The sequence below is a fragment of the Sulfitobacter sp. SBS6 genome (assembly GCF_048285585.1).
GTDB classification, from domain to species: Bacteria; Pseudomonadota; Alphaproteobacteria; order Rhodobacterales; family Rhodobacteraceae; genus Sulfitobacter; species Sulfitobacter pontiacus.
Genome location: NZ_JBLWBA010000005.1, coordinates 302671 through 321628 on the forward strand (window position 1 = coordinate 302671; position 18958 = coordinate 321628).

Here is an 18958-nt window from a genome sequence, read left to right on the forward strand (position 1 = left end):
ATCTTGCCCAAAAGGCCATATATAGAATAGTCAAAAGATGCAGAAGAAAGCAGGCGGATTCCATGGGCAAGCTGATCAAGTTTCTGATTTACCTCGCAATTATCGGGTTCATCGGCCTTGCGGTCTATGCCTATGTGGGGCCGTTCTTCGGGGCGGACTTTGCACCACCCCAGGTCGAAATCCGCGAATCCGTGACGTTGGAGCAGCAATGATCCGATTTGTCAGGCAGCTAAGCGTTTTTTGCCTGATTGCCCTCCCCCTTGGTGTCGCCGCGCAAACCGCGGCGCGGAATGACCGCAACGCGCCTTTGTCGGTGATCGACTGGCTCGGCGAACGTCCCAAGACGCCGCAACCGACGCGCAAGGCCCCCGTCAAGCCGGACGAGGCCCCGGTGGCGCGGACCGCGCTGCCGCCTGTCGTGACCGTGGCCCCCTTGGGCAAAGGCGGGCCGCGCGCTATCGGTTTGGTGCCAACCAAGGTGACAGGACTGCCGCAGGATCTATGGACGGGCAGCACCGCGGAAGACATCGCGCATCAGCTTGACCGTCTGCCAGAGCTTCACCTGCCCGTAGCCCATTCGCTGCTGTTTACCCTGCTGCTGGCGCAAGCAACAGCGCCGCAGGGGGACGCGAAACAGGGCGATGCGCTTGCCCTCGCCCGTGTGCGCACCTTGATGGATGCTGCGGCGCTTGACCCTGCGATGTCGCTGATCGAACAGGCGGGTGTCGAGACTTCGCCGGATCACTTTGGCCTATGGATGCAGGTGAGCCTGCTTTTGGGCACAGAAGATCGTGCCTGCCTACGGCTGAAGGACAAGCCCTTCCTGACCACGGATTACGGCGTGCGCATCCTGTGCGCTGCGCGGTCGGGGGAATGGGACACGGCGGCGCTGACGCTGGGGTCTGCCCAAGCGCTGGCGCTGCTGCCCGAAAGCGATCTGTCGTTGCTGGACCGGTTCCTCAACCCTGACCTTTACGAAGGGGTCGCGCCCCTGCCCGGCCCGCGCGAGATGACGCCGCTCAAGTTTCGGCTTCTTGAAGCGATCGGAGAGCCGCAGCCCACGCGGAACCTGCCCGCCGCCTATGCTGTGGCCGATCTGCGCGATATCGCGGGATGGAAGGCGCAGCTAGACGCGGCGGAGCGTCTGACCCGTATCGGTGCCCTGCCCGACAACCGGTTTCTGGGCATTTATACAGACCGTGAGCCTGCGGCCTCTGGCGGGGTGTGGGACCGTGTCGACGCGCTCCAGCGGTTCGACACGGCCATGTCCAGCGGCAATACAGAGGCAATCGCCAAAGCCCTGCGCCCTGCGTGGCGCGCCATGCAGCAGGCCGAGACCGAAGTGACCTTCGCCACCCTCTATGCCGAGGATTTGCAGAGCACCGACCTTACCGGTGCCAGCGCCGCCCTGCGCGACCGTATCCTGCTGCTGTCACCGCTCTACGAGCAGGTTGCCATCGCGGATACGACACCGGCAGAGATTACATTCCTGTCGCAGATCGCGCGCGGGGAGGCCCCGAAAACCACGCCCGATATCCCCCACGCACAGGGGATTTCCAGCGCGTTCACGACGCCAACACCACGTAAGGGGCTGGTTGAAATGGCGCAAAACGGTCAGTTGGGCAGCGCCATCCTGCATACAATTGCCCTGCTAGAGGACGGCGCCCGCGGCGACACGGCTGCCCTGCGCGATGCGATCTCTACCCTGCGGGCCCTGGGGCTGGAAGATGCTGCGCGGCGGGCTGCCCTGCAAACGTCTTTGCTGGAGCGTGACTGATGCAGACCGAGTTGCTGCACTGGATTTCAACCTTCCTAGAGGCGCAGGCGGCGGAACTGGGCGCGGCCACGAACACGCAACTCGCCTATGGGCGCGACCTGAAGGATTTTGACAGTTTTCTCGCCCGCCGCGCCTTGGATTTCGTCACGGTCGGTCGCAAGGATATCGAAGCCTATCTGGTCTGGTGCGACGCGCAGGGGCTTGCCAAATCCACCCGCGCGCGGCGGCTCTCGGCGATCAAACAGCTGTACCGTTTCGCCTTTGAAGAAGGGTGGCGCACCGATAACCCCGCGATCCAGATTGCCGGTCCGGGGCAGGACAAGCGTCTGCCCAAGGTGCTGTCAGAAGACGAGGTTGACCAGCTGCTCGACGCGGCGCGCCACTCGGGGCGCAACACCTCGGACCAGCTGCGCAACACCTGTTTGATGGAGCTGCTCTACGCCACCGGCATGCGGGTGAGCGAGCTGGTGAGCCTTAGGGTCAGCGCGGCCCGCGGCGATCCGCGTTTGCTTTTGATCATGGGCAAAGGCGGCAAGGAACGTCTGGTGCCCCTGTCTGACCCCGCGCGCGAGGCGCTGGCGGCATGGCTGGTGCAGCGCGATAAAACCGACGAGGCCGCACAGGCCAAGGGCAAACCCGCGTCGATCTACCTGTTCCCCAGTCGCGGCAGCGCCGGATATCTGACGCGCCACCGCTTTTATCTGCTGATCAAGGAATTCGCCCTGACCGCCGGTGTTGATCCGTCCAAGGTTACCCCCCACACCCTACGCCACGCCTTTGCAACGCATCTGCTGGCCAATGGGGCCGATCTGCGGGCGATCCAGACGATGCTGGGGCACGCCGATGTCGCCACGACCGAAATCTACACCCATGTCCTAGAGGCACGTCTGTCCGAGCTGGTGCTGGAAAATCATCCGCTGGCCAAGGCGGGGCGGCGCAGTTCCGGCGGCAAGACATCCTCTGACGGCCAGTGACCGGTCTCTAGCGCTTTATGGTAGCCTTGGGTCAGCCCCGCCTGCACCATCGCGCGGGCGGCGGCGGTATGGTCATAGTCAAGCCGGTGAAACGACACCTGCCCCGCATCAAGCACCGCAAAACGCGTCTGCGGTGCGCCATCGTTGGGCGGCATGCCGATGACACCGGCGTTGATCCACATCCCCCGCGCTGTCTGCCGTTCAAACGCCACCCCGCAGTGCCCTGCGATGATCCCGTCCACCGGACCGATGCTGCGCTCAACCGCCTGCCATTCCGCGTCGAACTCGGCCTCGGGCGAGACGGGCCAGATGAAGCGGGCGATATCATGGTGCCCCCCGTGGATCACGGCATAGCGCTTTCCGGCGTGGTGAAAGCTGAGGATATCCGGCACCTGCCCCATCCAGTCCCGCTGCGCTTGGGTGATCTGCGCGCTGGCGTAGCCGTACCAGCCGACCGACAGCAGATCGCAGGCGCTGCCATCCTCGAACCCGCAGCCGCAATCCATCGCACCTGCGGCAAGTTGCTTTTCACAATTCCCCGCCACCACCGCGATGCCACTGTCCTGCATCCTGTCGCTGACGGCATGGGCATCGGCGCAATAGGCCACGACGTCGCCGGTGCAAATCATCCAATCCGGCCCCACCCCTAAGGCCCGCGCGCGGTCAAACAGCGCGTCAAGCGCCTGCAGGTTGGAATACGGACCGCCGAACAGCACAACTGGCCCGTTCAATTGTCCCAAATCTTGATGGTTCACCCTGCTCATCCCTTGAATGAAACCGCACACACGCCCATAACCCTATGAGCAAACGGATAAGGTATACTCACAAATGGACACGGCCCCCGCAATCCTAGACGGCGCATTTTGGATCAGCAGCGGTATCATCCTGTTTCTTCTGGTGCTTTCCGGCTTCTTTTCTGGGTCGGAAACGGCGCTGACGGCGGCATCGCGGGGCAAGCTGCGGGGTCAGGCGGATAAAGGGTCCAAGGGGGCGGAACGTGCGCTCAAGATCACCGAGGATAACGAGCGGCTGATCGGCTCTGTCCTGCTGGGCAACAATCTTGTGAACATTCTTGCAGCCTCACTTGCGACGGCGCTGTTCACGCGGGTCTTTGGCGAATCCGGTGTGGCGCTGGCGACGCTGGTGATGACGCTGCTGGTCCTGATCTTTGCCGAGGTTCTGCCCAAGACCTATGCGATCACCAATGCCGAAACCGCCGCCGCCGCCGTGTCGCGGCCCATTGCGCTGGTGGTGCTGATCTTCAGCCCCGTGGTATCAGCCGTGCGGTTTCTGGTCCGCGGTATCCTGCGCCTTTTCGGCGTGACCATCGACCCTGACAGCAACATCCTTGCCGTGCGCGAGGAAATCGCGGGGGCGCTGCAAATCGGCCGCTCTGAAGGCGTGGTAGAGAAGGAAGACCGCGACCGTATTCTAGGCGCGCTCGACCTGCGGGAACGGATGGTGGAAGAGGTCATGCTCCACCGGTCAGGGATCGAGATGATCGATGCCGCCGATGACCCTTCGCAGATCCTTGAACAGATCCTTGAAAGCAACCACACCCGCCTGCCCGTCTACCGCGATGATCCCGAGAACATCATCGGTGTGATCCATGCCAAAGACCTGCTGCGTGCCATGTACAAGCACATCAGCGGTGCCGAGGATGACAAACCGTTCAAGACGTTCAAAATCGCCGATATCGCGATGAAACCCTATTTCGTGCCCGAGACATCTACCCTGGACGAACAGATGCGCCAGTTCCTACGGCGCCGCACCCATTTTGCATTGGTGGTGGATGAATATGGCTCGCTTCAGGGGTTGATCACGCTCGAGGATATCCTTGAAGAAATCGTCGGCGAGATCACCGATGAATTCGACCCAGATGCGGACCATGGCGTGACCAAGGCCGAGGACGGGCAGTATTTCGTCGATGGGGCCATGACGATCCGCGACCTGAACCGCGCCACGGAATGGGACTTGCCCGACGAAGAAGCCAATACCGTCGCCGGTTTGGTGATCCACGAAGCGCAGATGATCCCGACGCCCAATCAGGTGTTCTCTTTCCACGGGTTCCGGTTCGAGGTCATCGCCCGCGATGGCAACCGGATCACACAGCTGAAAATCCGCCCCCTGTAAAAGCCGCCCTCAGGTGGTGTCTGTGTCATTGTCCATCTTTGGCGCGTCATCCTCTGTATCGCTGCGCTTTACCGCGTCACGGACCGCATCGCGCACGTCTTGGCTGGCGCTTTCCATCAACTGCGCCCGGTCGGGTTCAAAGTCGATCTTGGCAAGCGCGCGTCTGAGGTGACGTTCGGCAGCCCTGCGCGCGGCGATGCGTAGCCCCTCGTCAGGGTGCCGCATCAGGCCGTTCAGCGTGGCTTGAAGCCGCTGCTGCACCTCGACCACCGTACACCCGTCCCGCGCCAACGCGCCAAAAGCGTCCTGCATCAGGTCGGACGGGTCCAGCGGTGCGACATAGATGTGGTCCAGCACCTCGTCGCGGTCCCTTTCGGTCTCGTCCTCGTAAAAGCTCAGGATGCGGCCAATGCGGGTGATCACGTCGATCGCGGTGCCGGGGTCATTTACGCCGGGCGACAGCGCCTTTGACGCGACCTCCCCCATCACGATGAGACCAAAGCGCGGATCTTGGTCATAGGTACGCAGATCGCCGATGGTGATACTGGCATTGATCCCTGCATGCAGCGTTTCATCGGTGTGTTCATCGTCCTTGGGCTGCCCCACGCGGTCGATCATCATCAAAGGTTCGTTGACGAAAACAAAGCTGCCGATGTTGCGCTTGAGATAGATCTTCACCCCGTGGTTTTCCGCCACGGTATTCAACGCTTCGGGGTAGATATGCTGGATATAGCCGTTTTCATCCGCGGTGAACGGCTTTGCACTGTCGGGGATATCACCTGTCAGCGGATTGGCCCCGAGGCAGGGATTATGCAGGCGTTCCTTGAAGGTGCGGCGTGTCTGATCCTCCACCTGTCGCGAGGTATCGATCAGGCTGCCAAAGGTCTGCAAATGCAGCACCCATCGGATCAGGCTGAACACGATCACCGTCAATACGATCACCGTCATCACGAACAACACGAAAGACCGCTTGTCGTCGAACACCCCAAGCTCGCGCAGGATGATGGCGATCAGCGCATACACATAGGCCCCGATAAAGACGGCAAGTGTATTCTGGGTGGTGCGGTCCTGCACGATCAAGCGGTGAATGCGCGGCGTCCATTGGGTCGAGGTGCTGCGATATACCGTGACCATGACGCTAAGCGAAAAGGTGGTGACCGCAAGCATCGCGTTGGCGATGATCGACAGCAACCGGTCCGCCGCACTGCCGGTCAGATAGGTCGCGAGCGATTGCGGAATCCAGCGTTCGATCAACATGCTTAGCAGCAGCGACAAGACCGCCAACAACCCCATGATCAGCACCCGCACCCACAGCTTGCGGCTGTATTCACGGCCCTTGCGGAGCAGTGTCGATGGTAAAAGGAAGTCAAAGTTCATAGGGTATGTCCGCGTCATGAAGTGCCATGTTCAACAAGCTTGCGCGGAGATCACCTGGCTTACAAGCCCAACGCCCTATTCCGCCCGATGGTTCAAAAATGCCGGGCCAAATCAGCGGGTGGGACTGATGCTATGCTCTTACGGTGGTTGACAATTCTGGCTATGGTCGGTGTATGAGCCATGACATCCCCATCATCCTGCTGGCCGCGGGGCAATCCTCGCGGATGCGGGGGCGCGACAAACTGCTAGAGATTGTGGAGGGCGAAGCGCTGCTGCGCCGACAGGCACGGATCGCGCGGGCGGCGACGCGAGGGGCGGTCATTGTGGCGCTGCCACCTGCGCCCCACCCTCGCTACGCGCTTGTGGCTGATATGGAGGTTGAAGCGCTACCCGTTCCCGACGCGGCAGAGGGGATGAACGCCTCGCTTCGCGCAGGGTTTGCGGCCCTTCCCGCCGGGACGCCTGCCGCGATGGTGCTGCTTGCCGACCTGCCAGAACTGACTAAAGATGACTTGAACACCGTCTTTCAAGCCGTTGATATCAAATCAAATTACACGATATGGCGCGGTGCGACGGCGGATGGAAAGCCGGGTCACCCGACGGTTTTTGCCGCCTGCCATTTCGATCATTTTGCACGGATGCAAGGTGACACCGGCGGGAAAGAGATCATCGCTCAGGCCCAGGACCAGACGCTGCTGATCCCCCTGCCGGAGAACCGCGCGCGACTGGACCTTGATACGCCCGAAGCATGGGCCGCATGGCGCGCGGCGCGCTGACCGGCCCCTGACCACGTACCCCTGAACACGAAAAAACGGGACAGTCGCCTGCCCCGTTCTTCGCCCCGCACCCCCTAGGGGATGCAGGCATGTTGCTGCATATAATGTGGCGCTTACTTCGTCAGAAGTTTCGCCTCGTGCTTTTTTAGCGTGCGGCGCGCGGCGACGTAGCCGTCCACCCCTTCGCGGGTTGCCAGTTCCGGGAAAAGCTCCAGGATCTCGTTGCGCTGCGCGTTGCCGACACCTGCAAGGCTCATATCGCCCGGCTGGAAGCTTTCAGTCCATGTGCCGTCAGACAGGATCACCTCGTGCTGGTCGAACATCACATGGATGTAGGTCGTGCCAGAGGTTTCAACGATATCAACACCTTCCAGACCGGTCAGGTGTTTCGCCGCGACCAGAACTTCGCGCTCTTCAAAGTAGAGCGCTGTCTTGTCGTTGGCCACCAGAACGCGGTGGTTGGGGCTGACCAGCATGTCACGCTCGGGCAGATTGTTGCCCAAAGCACCCTGACGGATCAGAACCGGCAGCAGATGCGCTTTATGCGCCAGCTCTTGTCCGGTCATCTCGCGGGCACCGACCCAGCGGATTTCCTGAATACCGTTGTCACGGGTGATGACACGGTCGCCCACTACCAGATCTTCGACCCGACGTTCCCCTTTCGGCGTCGCGATCAAGGTGCCCGGCGTGAAGCAAGGAATGATCTCTTCGATGTTGGTGAAGTCGAGACGACCGGTCTCAGTGCCGGACGCATCCGTAAAGACGATCGTACCGTCGATACCATCGTTGGGGCTGTCGCCGTCTGTATCATCGCCCGGATCTATATCTTCGGTGACGTTTACGATGCGGTAGCCACCACCGGGGCTTAGCGATCCCCGCAGATCGATGACGTCATAGTCGGTCTCGTCCGTGCCAGCACCGCCGTCGATGGTGTCGCCACCGTTGACGTTGGTAAAGGTATCCCGACCGGCATCGCCGCGCATGCTGTCGTTGCCTGCCGCCCCGACAATTGTATCGTCGCCCTGCCCACCAACGATAGTGTCATCGCCATCGCCGCCATCCAGGCTGTCGTTGTCAATACCACCGTCGATGTAATCGTCATCGGCACCACCCAGGATGGTGTCGTTGTCGTCTTCACCGTACAGCACGTCATTGCCGGCACCGCCTTCGATATAGTCCTTGCCGTTGTTCGGCTGCGGATCGGTGGCGTCGACTTCCTCGCCCTCGTAGCCGGCGATCGGTTCGTTACCAAAGCCACCATAGATGGTGTCATTGCCTTCGCCGCCATACAGGCTGTCGGACCCGTGGCTGCCGATGATGCTGTCGTCGCCGTCGTCGCCGTGGACTTCATCGTCATCGATACCCGCGTTGATAGAATCGTCGCCCGTACCGCCGTAGATGGTGTCAGAGTCGTCGCCGGTGCGGATCGTATCGTTGCCGCTGCCGCCATCGACAAAATCACGACCATCGTCCTTGTTCGGATCGCCGGAGTTGAAGAATGGGTTGGGTCGTCCACCGACGGTCGGCTGATCATTCGCATAATCAGAGAAGGTGTCGATACCTGCTTCGATCAGATCGTCACCGTCACCGCCATAGATTTCGTCCGCACCTTGGACATCGGTGATGGTGTCGTTGCCGCTGCCGCCATAGATGGTGTCGTTGTCGATGCCGCCTTCGATGACATCATCATCGTCGCCACCGTCGATATAGTCGGCATCATCGCCGCCATCGATCGTATCATTCCCCGCGCCGCCGATCAGCGTGTCTTTGTCGTCGTTGGGGTTGGTATCCTGATCAAAGGGTGTGGAGACCAAAGGAACGTCTGTGTCGGGCACGCCAATCGCGCCGGGCTTGTTGCCAATCAGTACGTCGTCACCCTCACCACCGACGAGGGAGTCGTTGCCGTCACCACCGATCAGGCTGTCATCATATTCACCACCGTCGATGGTATCATTGCCGCCCTGGCCATCGATGGTATCATCACCACCGCCGGCGTTCACCACGTCGTTGCCGTCACCGGTCAAGACATTTTCATCGCCGCCAGAGCCTGTGACCGTATCGTCACCGCCACCCAGTTCGAGTCTCTCGATCTCCGAGAATTCGGTGGTGCCGGACCCGTTGGTCAGTGTCCCTTCCTCTTTGTCGGTGAAAGTGACTGTCAGGTCGTCATCCACAGCCGTACTGTCGATCACATCGCCGTCGGTTTCGCCGCTTTCGCCGCCGATGATAACGTCGTTGTCGACGCCATCGGTCAGTGTGAACGTGTCGTCGCCCGAGCCGCCGTCAACGGTATCGTCGCCCAACCCGCTGTCGATCGTGTCGTCGCCACCGTTGCCAAAGATCGTATCGTTGATCCCGTCTGTGCCGTCGATCTGGTCGCCTTGGGCGTCGGTGTAGCCCGGGGCCATATCCTCGCCACTGTCCAGACCATCAACAGGGCCGGCCATCTCTTCGCCGATGATGTTTTCGATCTCGGTGAATTTGAACGAGCCCGCGGATGTGCCGTCGTCGTTGTAAAGATCAACCGTACCGTTCTGACCATTGCCGTTGCTATCTGGTTCCAGATCGCGCAGGCGGAAGTTCAAACCGGTCAGGTCCAGCGTGTCATCGTCGGTGTTGAGCGCAGGGTCGGCATTGAAGCCGCCGGCACCACCGTCAACCGTATCGCCATCGGTGCCGCCAAAGATGGTATCCTTGCCCGCGCCGCCGCTAATATTGTCTTTGCCTTCGCCGCCAGTGAGCTGGTCATCACCGTCGCCGCCGATCAACGTATCGTCATCATCGCCGCCAAACAGCGTGTCATTGCCTGCGCCGCCGTCGATCAGATCATCGCCGTCGTCGCCCATCAGCAGGTCATTGCCGGCACCACCGTCAACGCCGCCCACAGGCGCGTCGAAATAGACGTCGGTGATGTTGATGCCCGCGTGGTTCCCGGGCGACAGGCTTTGATCCATCGTGTGGGTGATTTCGAGGTAATCCACCGGACCCGAGATGTTCACCAGCGCAGAGTGGCTCGGATCTGTATCCGGGCCATCGGCACCGCGGCTGATCAGCGTTTCATTCCCGCCAACGCCGTCCTGGTTCTGTGCCTGAATGCCGCCGCCTGTGCTGACGTTGATCGGCGTGCGTGCGCCATCGGGGCCAACGGCCACGATCACAACTTTCGACGCGTTATCAATGTCATTGATGCGGAAGCTGATGTTGGTCACATCCTTCGAGAAGTCCAGGCGATAGGTCGCGCTTTCACCATCCTGGTTCGCCAGAGACGCCAAAGAGCTGTTCGCATTGGTCGCCTGACCATCGCCGGTGATCGAATGCACCTTCTGCTGGTCAGTGGAGAATGTCGTCTCGGGCGTTTTGCTGCTGCCGGTGACCGAGAAGGTCACATTGACGTTGCCCGTGTCCTGAACAAAGCCACCGCCCAGATTGTCGTTATTATCGACAGCCGAGTTGTCATGAGGGTCTGGTGCCTTGTCCCACTCAAAGCTCTCACGCTCTGTCGTGCCGCCGGGTGTAGAGGCACCGCCGGTGTTGTTGTCGCCATAGATCGTGTCATTGCCGGTGCCACCGGAAATGGTGTCATCGCCGTGGTTGCCTTCGATCGAATCGTGGCCCGCATTGCCTTCGATGCTGTCGTTGCCGCCTTCACCAAAGATCGTGTCGTTGCCATTCCCGCCGGTCAGCACATCGTCGCCACCAACGGTGCCATCGGTTGGGGACGTGCTGTCATCGCTCACGGTATAGGTGTTGGCGATGTGATCGTATTTGATCGACGGCAGGTTAGAGTTGTGGCTGACGAAATCGTAGGACTTGCCGACTTCCAGCGGTTTGTCTGTCACGAAGCCGACGGCATCGTTGCCGTCAAAGTTCACGACGTAGACTGTCACATCCTGCGAGGAATCTACTGCGCCTTCGGGGCGCACAATATAGGAATACTCGGGGATGATCTTGTCCCCGGACTTTTCGGTATTGCCATCCAACTTGGTGGTTTTCGCCAGGGTTTGCGAGTTGTCGTTGTCATTCAACTTATCGTCGTCATCATTGATGCCAACCGCGACAGGTGCTGAATTTTCGTTGATGGTGAACGACTTGCCAGACAGATCGCCGGAGCCCACATCGCTGTTCTGGAAGGGGCTTGAACCGCCAGCCACCGTCACATTCGCCAGATCCCATGTCAGAACGGTATGATCCGCACCCGATACAGGCTCAACAGTCTTCGAGACGGGCTGCGCTTTGGTCAGGCCGGCGCTGTCGCCAAAGATGATGTCATCGCCTTCGCCACCGTGCAGCGTGTCGTTCCCGACAGTGCCGTCGTCATCCGCCAGCAAAGCCGCGGGGTTGTCAAAGAAAACGTCTGTTACGTTTACACCAGAGTTGCCGCTTGTGGCACCGGTGTGAATGAACTCGATCCGCGACACGGGACCGTCGATGGACACGTTGACGGAATACTTGCTCGACGACGGGGAATCGTCGCCGCCCTTGCTGGTGGCCGTGTCCGCGCCGAACTTGCCGTCACTGTCCGTCAGCTCCACTTTGCCGGAGCTGCTGTTGGCGATCATGTCGACGTCGATCATCTTGCCGGATGCGTCGTAGGCCAGCACTTTCACAGCGCCTCTGTTGTCGATGTCGTTCACGTTGAAGGACACATTGCCAACGGCCTCGTCAAACCGCAGTTCGAACTTTGTTTCGCCGGTGCAGTTGGCCAGCGATTCAAACGAGCTGTTATCGTTCACGCCGTGGGCATCGCCCTCGACATTTCCGGTGAACTGTTTGCTATCGCTGAATTCCTGGTCCGCATTGTTACGCGGCGAAAAGCTCTTGAGCTCGAATGTGACGTTGACGGTGCCGGTATTCTGCGTGAACCCGCCCTTGAGGTTGTCATTGTCGTCGATCGCGGAACCGTCGCCCGATGGGTCGGGTGCCTTGGACCATTCAAAGCTTTCGCGGGTGTCGCCGTAGTTGCCCTTGGTCGCGCCATCACCGATCAGGATGTCGTTGCCCTTGCCACCGTCGACATAATCATTGCCCGACCCTGCGACGACCGTATCATTCCCCAAACCCGCGTTGACCGTATCATTGCCGCCACGTGCGAGGATGATGTCATCATTGGACCCGACGTTGCCAAATACCGCGTCGTTACCGTCAACACGGTCTCCGCTTGGGTCATCATTATAGCTGGCGTCGATCTTGTTGCCCTGCTGGTTACCGTCCACGATCCCGTTCGGCCCGTCGGCCGGAGCCTCGGTCGCGGTTTTCTCGGCCTCGGCGGTCGAGGTTTTTCCAAAGAGCCACAGTTTATTTAAAAAGATGGTCATATCGGTCGTCTCCAAAATCAGGTCAGGCACGCTACGGTTGTACCGTCAGCCGTAAAACGAGGGTGCCCAGTCATGGGCGAAGCTAATTAAATCACATGGCACCAATTCTGTGCCGGGGTACTAAGGCGGGACAAAGCAACGCCCTGCCCGCGACGCTGCCGCAATGAAACATACGGCGCGCGGACGGGTGCATCACGTGACACGCCCAAATCTGCAGCCGTTTTGATACGGGTCATTTGTGTTCTTGTTGTGATCCGAAAACGGCGCTTCGGGGAAGAAATCAAGACTGTGTCGGCAGCGGCGGAGCAACGCAGAGTTGCAACATCACCCATACCCGAACGGTCCGGCAATCGTGGTCTGTAGATACAGTGTCCCATCAGTTTCTCCTCCTTCCGCCAACGTGGCGGGCCGTTAAAAAACGGCGCACAATACCCCTAACAAAGCTCCGCGGTCACAGACGACACACAAAGAACTCTACCGTTCTGAAGGGAGGATCAGCCGCAGACAGCTGCCCGCTGCCGCGCAACCGGCAGTGGTATATTCATCGGCTCTTAAGAGCCAAGCGAACACATCTTCCCCGCACAACATGTGCGTTCGATGCGGTCGCCCCCGAAACCTAAAAAACTTTGCCCCCCAGTTGGGCACGTTCTTATTACCCACCCGCTGACGTTGCTGGAAGGAAAAAAATGGCAAGAATTCGCAGACGCGCCTCTTTTCCGCCTTGTTTGACTCGACGGCGACGCGGAAACTGCACGCATAGGTAGCACATTGTTTCCCATCTCAGGGCGCGAATTTCGACAGTGCTGGTAACTTTCGGGGTTTTTTCACCTAATCTTAATGATTTCTCAAATTCAGCCCTCGGCACTGTTTCGCAGGCAGACACAATAAACCATCTTTGCGATTAAATTCGGCGTGACGGGACTGTGGCGGGGCGTAAATTCGCGATTTGGAACCAATAGCTTGCGACCGCGTCCATTTTTTCGAAAACGCCGCCAGTTTGCCAGCAGGAAACCGAATCGCAATACCACCTAAAGGATAGTCTTCAGCACCTCAGGTGGGGTGGCATATGCCGATTATTAACGCCCGACACCATAAGTTCGAGGCGAGGACATGGGTTTGAGCGAACATCTGCCGCTACAACCGCAAGAGGGTATTTTGGTCAAATTCGCAGCAAAATCCCACTGTCTCATGATGTTAGGGGGTGATATTTACCGCGCGACAAGTATGCTGATCCAACAGATACAGGAACATGGCGTCGTCACTTGGCCTCTGCCACCACCAGAAGAAGCGTTTGATGAGCAGTCGGAAAATCAAGAATATGGAAGAGTTTGCCGCCGTCAGCGGGATCTCCCGTCCGACGCTTTCCAAGTTCTTCAACGACCCCACCAGCGTGCGTAGCAGCACCCGCAAACGGGTTGAGGCAGCGCTGGACCGATATGACTATCGGCCCAATCTTTACGCCATGAACCAGAACCGCCGTTTGACCAAGAACATCGGCGTCGTGGTGCCGCATCTGGCCGACCCTTTCTTTGCCAAGATTGCCCGCACGATCGAAGAACACATCCTGCGGCAGGGCTTCCGGCCCGTTCTGCTCGGGTCGCACGGCAGCCCCGAGATGGAGCTGGAGAATCTCGAAAACCTCCGCATGTTGAAACCGGCGGGCGTATTGCTGGCCGCTTTCGGGCGCAGTTCTGATCACGCGCAGATCCAGACCTTTACCGAAGAGGTCCCTACCGTCCTGTTCGATGCGAACATCGAAAAGGTCGGCAAGGCGTTCATAGGCTCCAACAATGAACAAAGCGTTGATCTGATCGTCGACTATCTGTGCCGCACGGGCGAGCCGCCTGCCTTTTTCGAGATGAAAGACCCGATGAACCCCAACGCCTACAAACGGCGGGCGGCCTATGTCAGGGCGATGGAACGTCTGGGCCAAACGCCGCATCTAATCCAGGTCGGTGGCGAGGGATGGGAATTCGAAGAGATCGGGTTTCGCGAAGGCACCCGCGTAATCCGCGACCGAAGCCTACCGTCAAAAACCATACTGTGCAGCAACGACCGTTTGGCCATCGGGCTGTTGTCCGCCATTTTCGAGGCGGGGATGAGCGTCGGGATCGAAGCAGGCCACGACTTCCGCGTCGCGGGCCATGACGACCATCCTTTCTCGCGCTTCACCTGCCCGCGCCTGACCACCGTGTCCCAAGACTACGAAGCCATTGCCGAGAAAAGCGCGACCACCCTGCTTGCCCTGATCGAGGCAGATGATTCTCTTGATTCGCGTACAGAGACGCTGTTTGACGGAAAGCTCGTGCTCAGGGGCTCTGCCTAGGCAATTGAAAACACGAACCTAAATCGCAAAACTAGACGCGCGTAAAATTCAAATTGACGCGAGTTCACCAATAGCCGTAAGCTTGTCGCTAACATCTCATCAGGGAGGTAGAAGATGTTTGTTTTGAACGCGTTTCGAACGGCGACCGCCATTTCACTTTTGACGGCAGCCGCTGCTTCTGCGGATACGATCACAATCGCTACAGTCAACAACGGCGACATGATCCGGATGCAGGGTTTTACCGATGATTTTACTGCCAAAACCGGCCACGAGGTTGAATGGGTCACGCTGGAGGAGAACGTCCTGCGTCAACGTGTGACCACGGACATCACCACCAAAGGTGGGCAGTTCGACATCATGACCATCGGCATGTACGAGACCCCGATCTGGGGCAAGCAAGGCTGGCTGGTGCCGCTGGACGATCTGTCTGCAGACTATGACACCGACGACATCCTGCCCGCAATGCGCGGCGGTCTGAGCGTCGACGGCACGCTTTATGCGGCCCCCTTCTATGGCGAAAGCTCCATGATCATGTACCGTAAGGACCTGATGGAGAAAGCCGGACTGGAGATGCCCGACGCGCCCACATGGGAATTCGTCGCTGAGGCCGCCCGCGCCATGACCGACCGTGACGCCGGCATCAACGGCATCTGTCTGCGTGGCAAGGCCGGTTGGGGCGAGAACATGGCGTTCCTCACCGCGACAGCAAACGCATTTGGCGCACGCTGGTTCGACGAAAGCTGGGGCGCGCAGTTTGACCAGCCCGCATGGAAAGAAACGCTTGAGTTCTATGTGAACCTGATGAACGACGCGGGCCCTCCGGGTGCGGCGAACAACGGGTTCAACGAAAACCTGTCGCTGTTCCAACAGGGCAAATGCGGCATGTGGATCGACGCGACTGTTGCGGCGTCCTTTGTGACCAACCCGACAGATTCCACCGTCGCGGATCAGGTCGGCTTTGCGCTGGCACCTGACACCGGCAAAGGCAAACGCGGCAACTGGCTGTGGGCTTGGGCGCTTGGCATCCCTGCTGGCACCGATAACGAAGCCGCCGCGAAAGAATTCATCGAATGGGCCACGTCCAAAGAGTATCTTGAACTGGTCGCCGAGAAAGACGGTTGGGCAAATGTTCCTCCCGGCACGCGGACATCGCTGTACGAAAACGCCGAATACAAAAAGGTGCCTTTCGCGCAGATGACACTGGACAGCATCCTGTCGGCTGATCCCACCGCGCCAACCGTGGATCCGGTGCCCTACGTCGGTGTGCAGTTTGCAGCTATCCCGGAGTTTGCAGGCATCGCCACACAGGTCGGTCAAGAGTTCTCTGCCGCGCTGGCAGGACAGCAGTCCGTCGATGAAGCCCTGGCCAACGCACAAGCGTTGACCACCGATGAGATGGAAGCCGCCGGCTACTGATCTGATCGCCCTCGGGGTCAGTCAGCAAAGCTCCCCCTTGCTGACTGGCCCCTTTTTTCCAACACGTGCATGATCGTCCGGGACGGCCCTAGCCCGTCAACGGAGGAGGTATATTCAATGGCAACGCAACACTCACGATCGGCCGCCCGTCTGATGATGGCCCCCGCTGTCGTGCTGCTTCTGGGATGGATGCTCGTCCCCCTGACGATGACGCTGTATTTTTCCTTTCGCAAATACCTGCCCCTGCGCGGCGGTGATCTGGGGTGGGTCGGCTTTGACAACTACGTCCGCTTCGTATCGTCCAGCGCATTCTGGCCGTCGGTTCAGGCGACACTGGTGATTGTGGGCGGCGTCCTGTTCATCACCGTCGTTCTGGGTGTGTTGCTGGCCGTCTTGCTGAACCAGCCGATGTGGGGTCAAGGGATCGTTCGGATCCTCGTGATTGCCCCGTTCTTCGTGATGCCGACCGTATCGGCGCTGGTCTGGAAGAACATGTTCATGGATCCGGTCAACGGGCTGCTCGCCCACCTGTGGGGCCTGTTCGGGGCTGAACCGCTGGTGTGGCTGACCGAAGCCTCGACCCAATCCATCATTCTGATTGTCAGCTGGCAGTGGCTACCCTTTGCGACGCTGATCCTGCTGACCGCGATCCAGTCGCTGGACAGTGAACAACTGGAGGCCGCCGAGATGGACGGCGCATCGCCCGTCAAACGCTTTGGTTTCATCACCCTGCCCCACCTGTCGCGGGCGATCACGGTGGTGGTGCTGATCCAGACGATCTTTTTGCTCTCTATCTTCGCCGAAATTTTCGTGACCACCCAAGGCGCCTTTGGCACCAAAACCCTGACCTATCTGATCTTCCAGCGTGTGCTGGAAAGCCAGAACATCGGGCTCGGCTCTGCCGGCGGTGTCTATGCCATCATCCTCGCCAATATCGTTGCCATCTTCTTGATGCGCATGGTTGGCAAGAACCTCGACGCATAAGGAGCCCGTCATGGCACGTGCAACGACCACACAACGCAAGGCTCTGAACACCGCACTCGCATGGGGCGTCGGGCTGCTGATTTTCTTCCCCATCCTCTGGACCATCCTGACCAGCTTCAAGACCGAAGCCCAGGCGATTGCAGACCCGCCGGTGTTCCTGTTCTTTGACTGGACACTAGAGAACTACGCCGCCGTGCAGGAACGTTCGAACTACGGCCGGTTCTTGTGGAATTCGGTGGTGATCGCAGGGGGCTCTACCCTTCTGGGCATCCTGATCGCCGTTCCCGCCGCGTGGTCAATGGCCTTTGTCCCCTCCAACCGGACCAAAGACATCCTGCTGTGGATGTTGTCCACAAAGATGCTGCCAGCGGTCGGGGTGCTGTATCCGATCTACCTCATCTTTATCAAAATGGGTCTGCTGGACAGCAAGCTGGGGCTGGTCGTGGTGCTGATGCTGATCAACCTGCCGATCATCATCTGGATGCTTTACACCTACTTCAAGGAAATCCCCGGCGAGATCCTAGAGGCAGCCCGTATGGATGGTGCCAGCCTGCGCGAAGAGGTGCTGTATATCCTCACGCCGATGGCGATCCCCGGCATCGCATCCACGCTGCTTCTGAACGTGATCCTCGCCTGGAATGAAGCCTTCTGGACCCTCAACCTCGCCGCCGCCAAGGCTGCCCCTCTGACGGCCTTTATCGCCAGCTATTCCAGCCCCGAGGGGTTGTTCTACGCCAAGCTCAGCGCGGCCTCGACCATGGCCATCGCGCCGATCCTCATCCTTGGCTGGTTCAGCCAGAAACAACTTGTCAGCGGCCTGACCTTTGGCGCAGTGAAATAAGGAAACAACACCATGGGACGCATCACATTAGACAAGGTTTCCAAGCGCTTCGGTGACGTCGAAGTCATCCCGCCGCTGGACCTGACCATCGAAGACGGCGAATTCACCGTCTTTGTCGGCCCCTCGGGCTGTGGCAAATCCACCTTGCTGCGCCTGATTGCAGGGCTCGAAGATACCTCTGGCGGGCAAATCCGCATCGACAAACAGGACGCCACCCATGTGCCCCCCGCCAAGCGCGGTCTGGCGATGGTGTTCCAGTCCTACGCGCTGTATCCGCATATGTCCGTGCGCAAGAACATCGCCTTTCCGATGCGCATGGCGGGCATCCCCGTGGACGAACAGAACCGCCGCATCGATGCCGCGGCGAAAGCGCTGAACCTGACCGCCTATCTGGACCGCAAACCCGGCCAGCTGTCGGGCGGGCAACGCCAGCGTGTGGCGATTGGTCGGGCGATTGTCCGTGAACCCGCGGCCTTCCTGTTCGACGAACCGCTGTCCAACCTTGACGCTGCTTTGCGCGTGGGCATGCGGCTTGAAATCTCCGAGCTGCATAAACGGCTTGAGACGACGATGATCTATGTCACCCACGATCAGGTCGAAGCGATGACCATGGCCGACAAGATCGTGGTGCTTCAGGCCGGTGTGATCGAACAGGTCGGCTCCCCGCTTGAGCTTTACCACACACCCCGCAACACCTTTGTCGCGGGCTTTATCGGCTCGCCCAAGATGAACCTGATCTCGGGTCCCGAGGCGGCCAAACACGGTGCGCATACCATCGGCATCCGCCCTGAACACATCGACGTGTCGACAACCGAAGGCATCTGGAGCGGCGTCGTCAAAGTGTCTGAGCATTTGGGATCGGACACGTTCTTCCACGTCTATGACACCGGCCTGACCGAGATGATGACCGTCCGTGCCCGCGGCGAAGTGGGCTTGCGCCACGGCGACCGAGTGTTCCTGACCCCGCGCGAGGACTCGCTTCACCGCTTCGACGCCAACGGCCTACGCATCGCATGAAGCGCCGCGTGCCCCTGCCCTT

At 59.6% G+C, this 18958-nt stretch carries 13 protein-coding genes; 10 read left to right on the forward strand and 3 right to left on the reverse strand.

Annotation, left to right across the window (positions count from 1 at the left end):
* Positions 1–62: 62 nt before the first annotated feature.
* Genes ACNQ62_RS04870 through ACNQ62_RS04880 form a run of 3 tightly spaced genes read left to right on the forward strand, consistent with a single transcriptional unit; the run spans position 63 to position 2751 of the window.
* Positions 63–212, forward strand: coding sequence for a hypothetical protein (locus ACNQ62_RS04870; RefSeq protein ID WP_005853380.1), 150 nt, complete (start codon positions 63–65; stop codon positions 210–212).
* Positions 209–1777: a hypothetical protein gene (locus ACNQ62_RS04875; protein ID WP_418094328.1), complete on the forward strand. Its 1569-nt coding sequence runs from the start codon at positions 209–211 to the stop codon at positions 1775–1777. The genes ACNQ62_RS04870 and ACNQ62_RS04875 overlap by 4 nt, the downstream gene beginning before the upstream one ends.
* Positions 1777–2751, forward strand: a complete 975-nt coding sequence (locus ACNQ62_RS04880) for a site-specific tyrosine recombinase XerD (RefSeq protein WP_243250115.1) — start codon at positions 1777–1779, stop codon at positions 2749–2751. The genes ACNQ62_RS04875 and ACNQ62_RS04880 overlap by 1 nt, the downstream gene beginning before the upstream one ends.
* Here the strand turns inward: ACNQ62_RS04880 and ACNQ62_RS04885 are convergent.
* The gene (locus ACNQ62_RS04885; protein ID WP_418094329.1) at positions 2688–3515 is read right to left on the reverse strand and encodes a metallophosphoesterase family protein; all 828 of its coding nucleotides are present in this window, start codon (positions 3513–3515) and stop codon (positions 2688–2690) included. The two genes, ACNQ62_RS04880 and ACNQ62_RS04885, sit on opposite strands and share 64 nt — an antisense overlap.
* Positions 3516–3579: 64 nt before the next feature.
* On the opposite strand from ACNQ62_RS04885, the gene ACNQ62_RS04890 reads away from it, so the two are divergent.
* The gene (locus tag ACNQ62_RS04890; RefSeq protein ID WP_064215721.1) at positions 3580–4884 is read left to right on the forward strand and encodes an HlyC/CorC family transporter; all 1305 of its coding nucleotides are present in this window, start codon (positions 3580–3582) and stop codon (positions 4882–4884) included.
* Positions 4885–4893: 9 nt separating this feature from the next.
* On the opposite strand, the gene ACNQ62_RS04895 is transcribed toward ACNQ62_RS04890, so the two are convergent.
* Positions 4894–6261, reverse strand: coding sequence for a DUF2254 domain-containing protein (locus ACNQ62_RS04895; protein ID WP_132996648.1), 1368 nt, complete (start codon positions 6259–6261; stop codon positions 4894–4896).
* Positions 6262–6434: 173 nt separating this feature from the next.
* On the opposite strand from ACNQ62_RS04895, the gene ACNQ62_RS04900 reads away from it, so the two are divergent.
* A complete protein-coding gene (locus ACNQ62_RS04900; protein WP_418094330.1) occupies positions 6435–7037 on the forward strand; it encodes a nucleotidyltransferase family protein in 603 nt (200 codons plus the stop codon).
* A gap of 113 nt (positions 7038–7150) precedes the next feature.
* Here ACNQ62_RS04900 and ACNQ62_RS04905 read toward each other — a convergent pair whose 3' ends face one another.
* Entirely contained in the window at positions 7151–12382 is a 5232-nt protein-coding gene (locus tag ACNQ62_RS04905) for a Hint domain-containing protein (protein ID WP_418094331.1), read from the reverse strand.
* A gap of 1264 nt (positions 12383–13646) precedes the next feature.
* On the opposite strand from ACNQ62_RS04905, the gene ACNQ62_RS04910 reads away from it, so the two are divergent.
* The 5 genes from ACNQ62_RS04910 (at position 13647) to ACNQ62_RS04930 (ending at position 18936) form a co-directional block, all read left to right on the forward strand.
* On the forward strand, positions 13647–14678 hold the full coding sequence (locus tag ACNQ62_RS04910) for a LacI family DNA-binding transcriptional regulator (RefSeq protein WP_005853365.1): 1032 nt from the start codon (positions 13647–13649) through the stop codon (positions 14676–14678).
* Positions 14679–14792: 114 nt separating this feature from the next.
* Positions 14793–16094, forward strand: a complete 1302-nt coding sequence (locus ACNQ62_RS04915) for an ABC transporter substrate-binding protein (protein WP_418094332.1) — start codon at positions 14793–14795, stop codon at positions 16092–16094.
* 117 nt (positions 16095–16211) lie between these two features.
* Positions 16212–17078: a carbohydrate ABC transporter permease gene (locus ACNQ62_RS04920; protein WP_005853360.1), complete on the forward strand. Its 867-nt coding sequence runs from the start codon at positions 16212–16214 to the stop codon at positions 17076–17078.
* 10 nt (positions 17079–17088) lie between these two features.
* The gene (locus tag ACNQ62_RS04925; RefSeq protein WP_005853358.1) at positions 17089–17919 is read left to right on the forward strand and encodes a carbohydrate ABC transporter permease; all 831 of its coding nucleotides are present in this window, start codon (positions 17089–17091) and stop codon (positions 17917–17919) included.
* A gap of 12 nt (positions 17920–17931) precedes the next feature.
* Positions 17932–18936 (forward strand): ABC transporter ATP-binding protein, encoded by a 1005-nt coding sequence (locus ACNQ62_RS04930; protein WP_418094333.1) that lies wholly within the window; start codon positions 17932–17934, stop codon positions 18934–18936.
* The last annotated feature ends 22 nt before the right edge of the window (positions 18937–18958 follow it).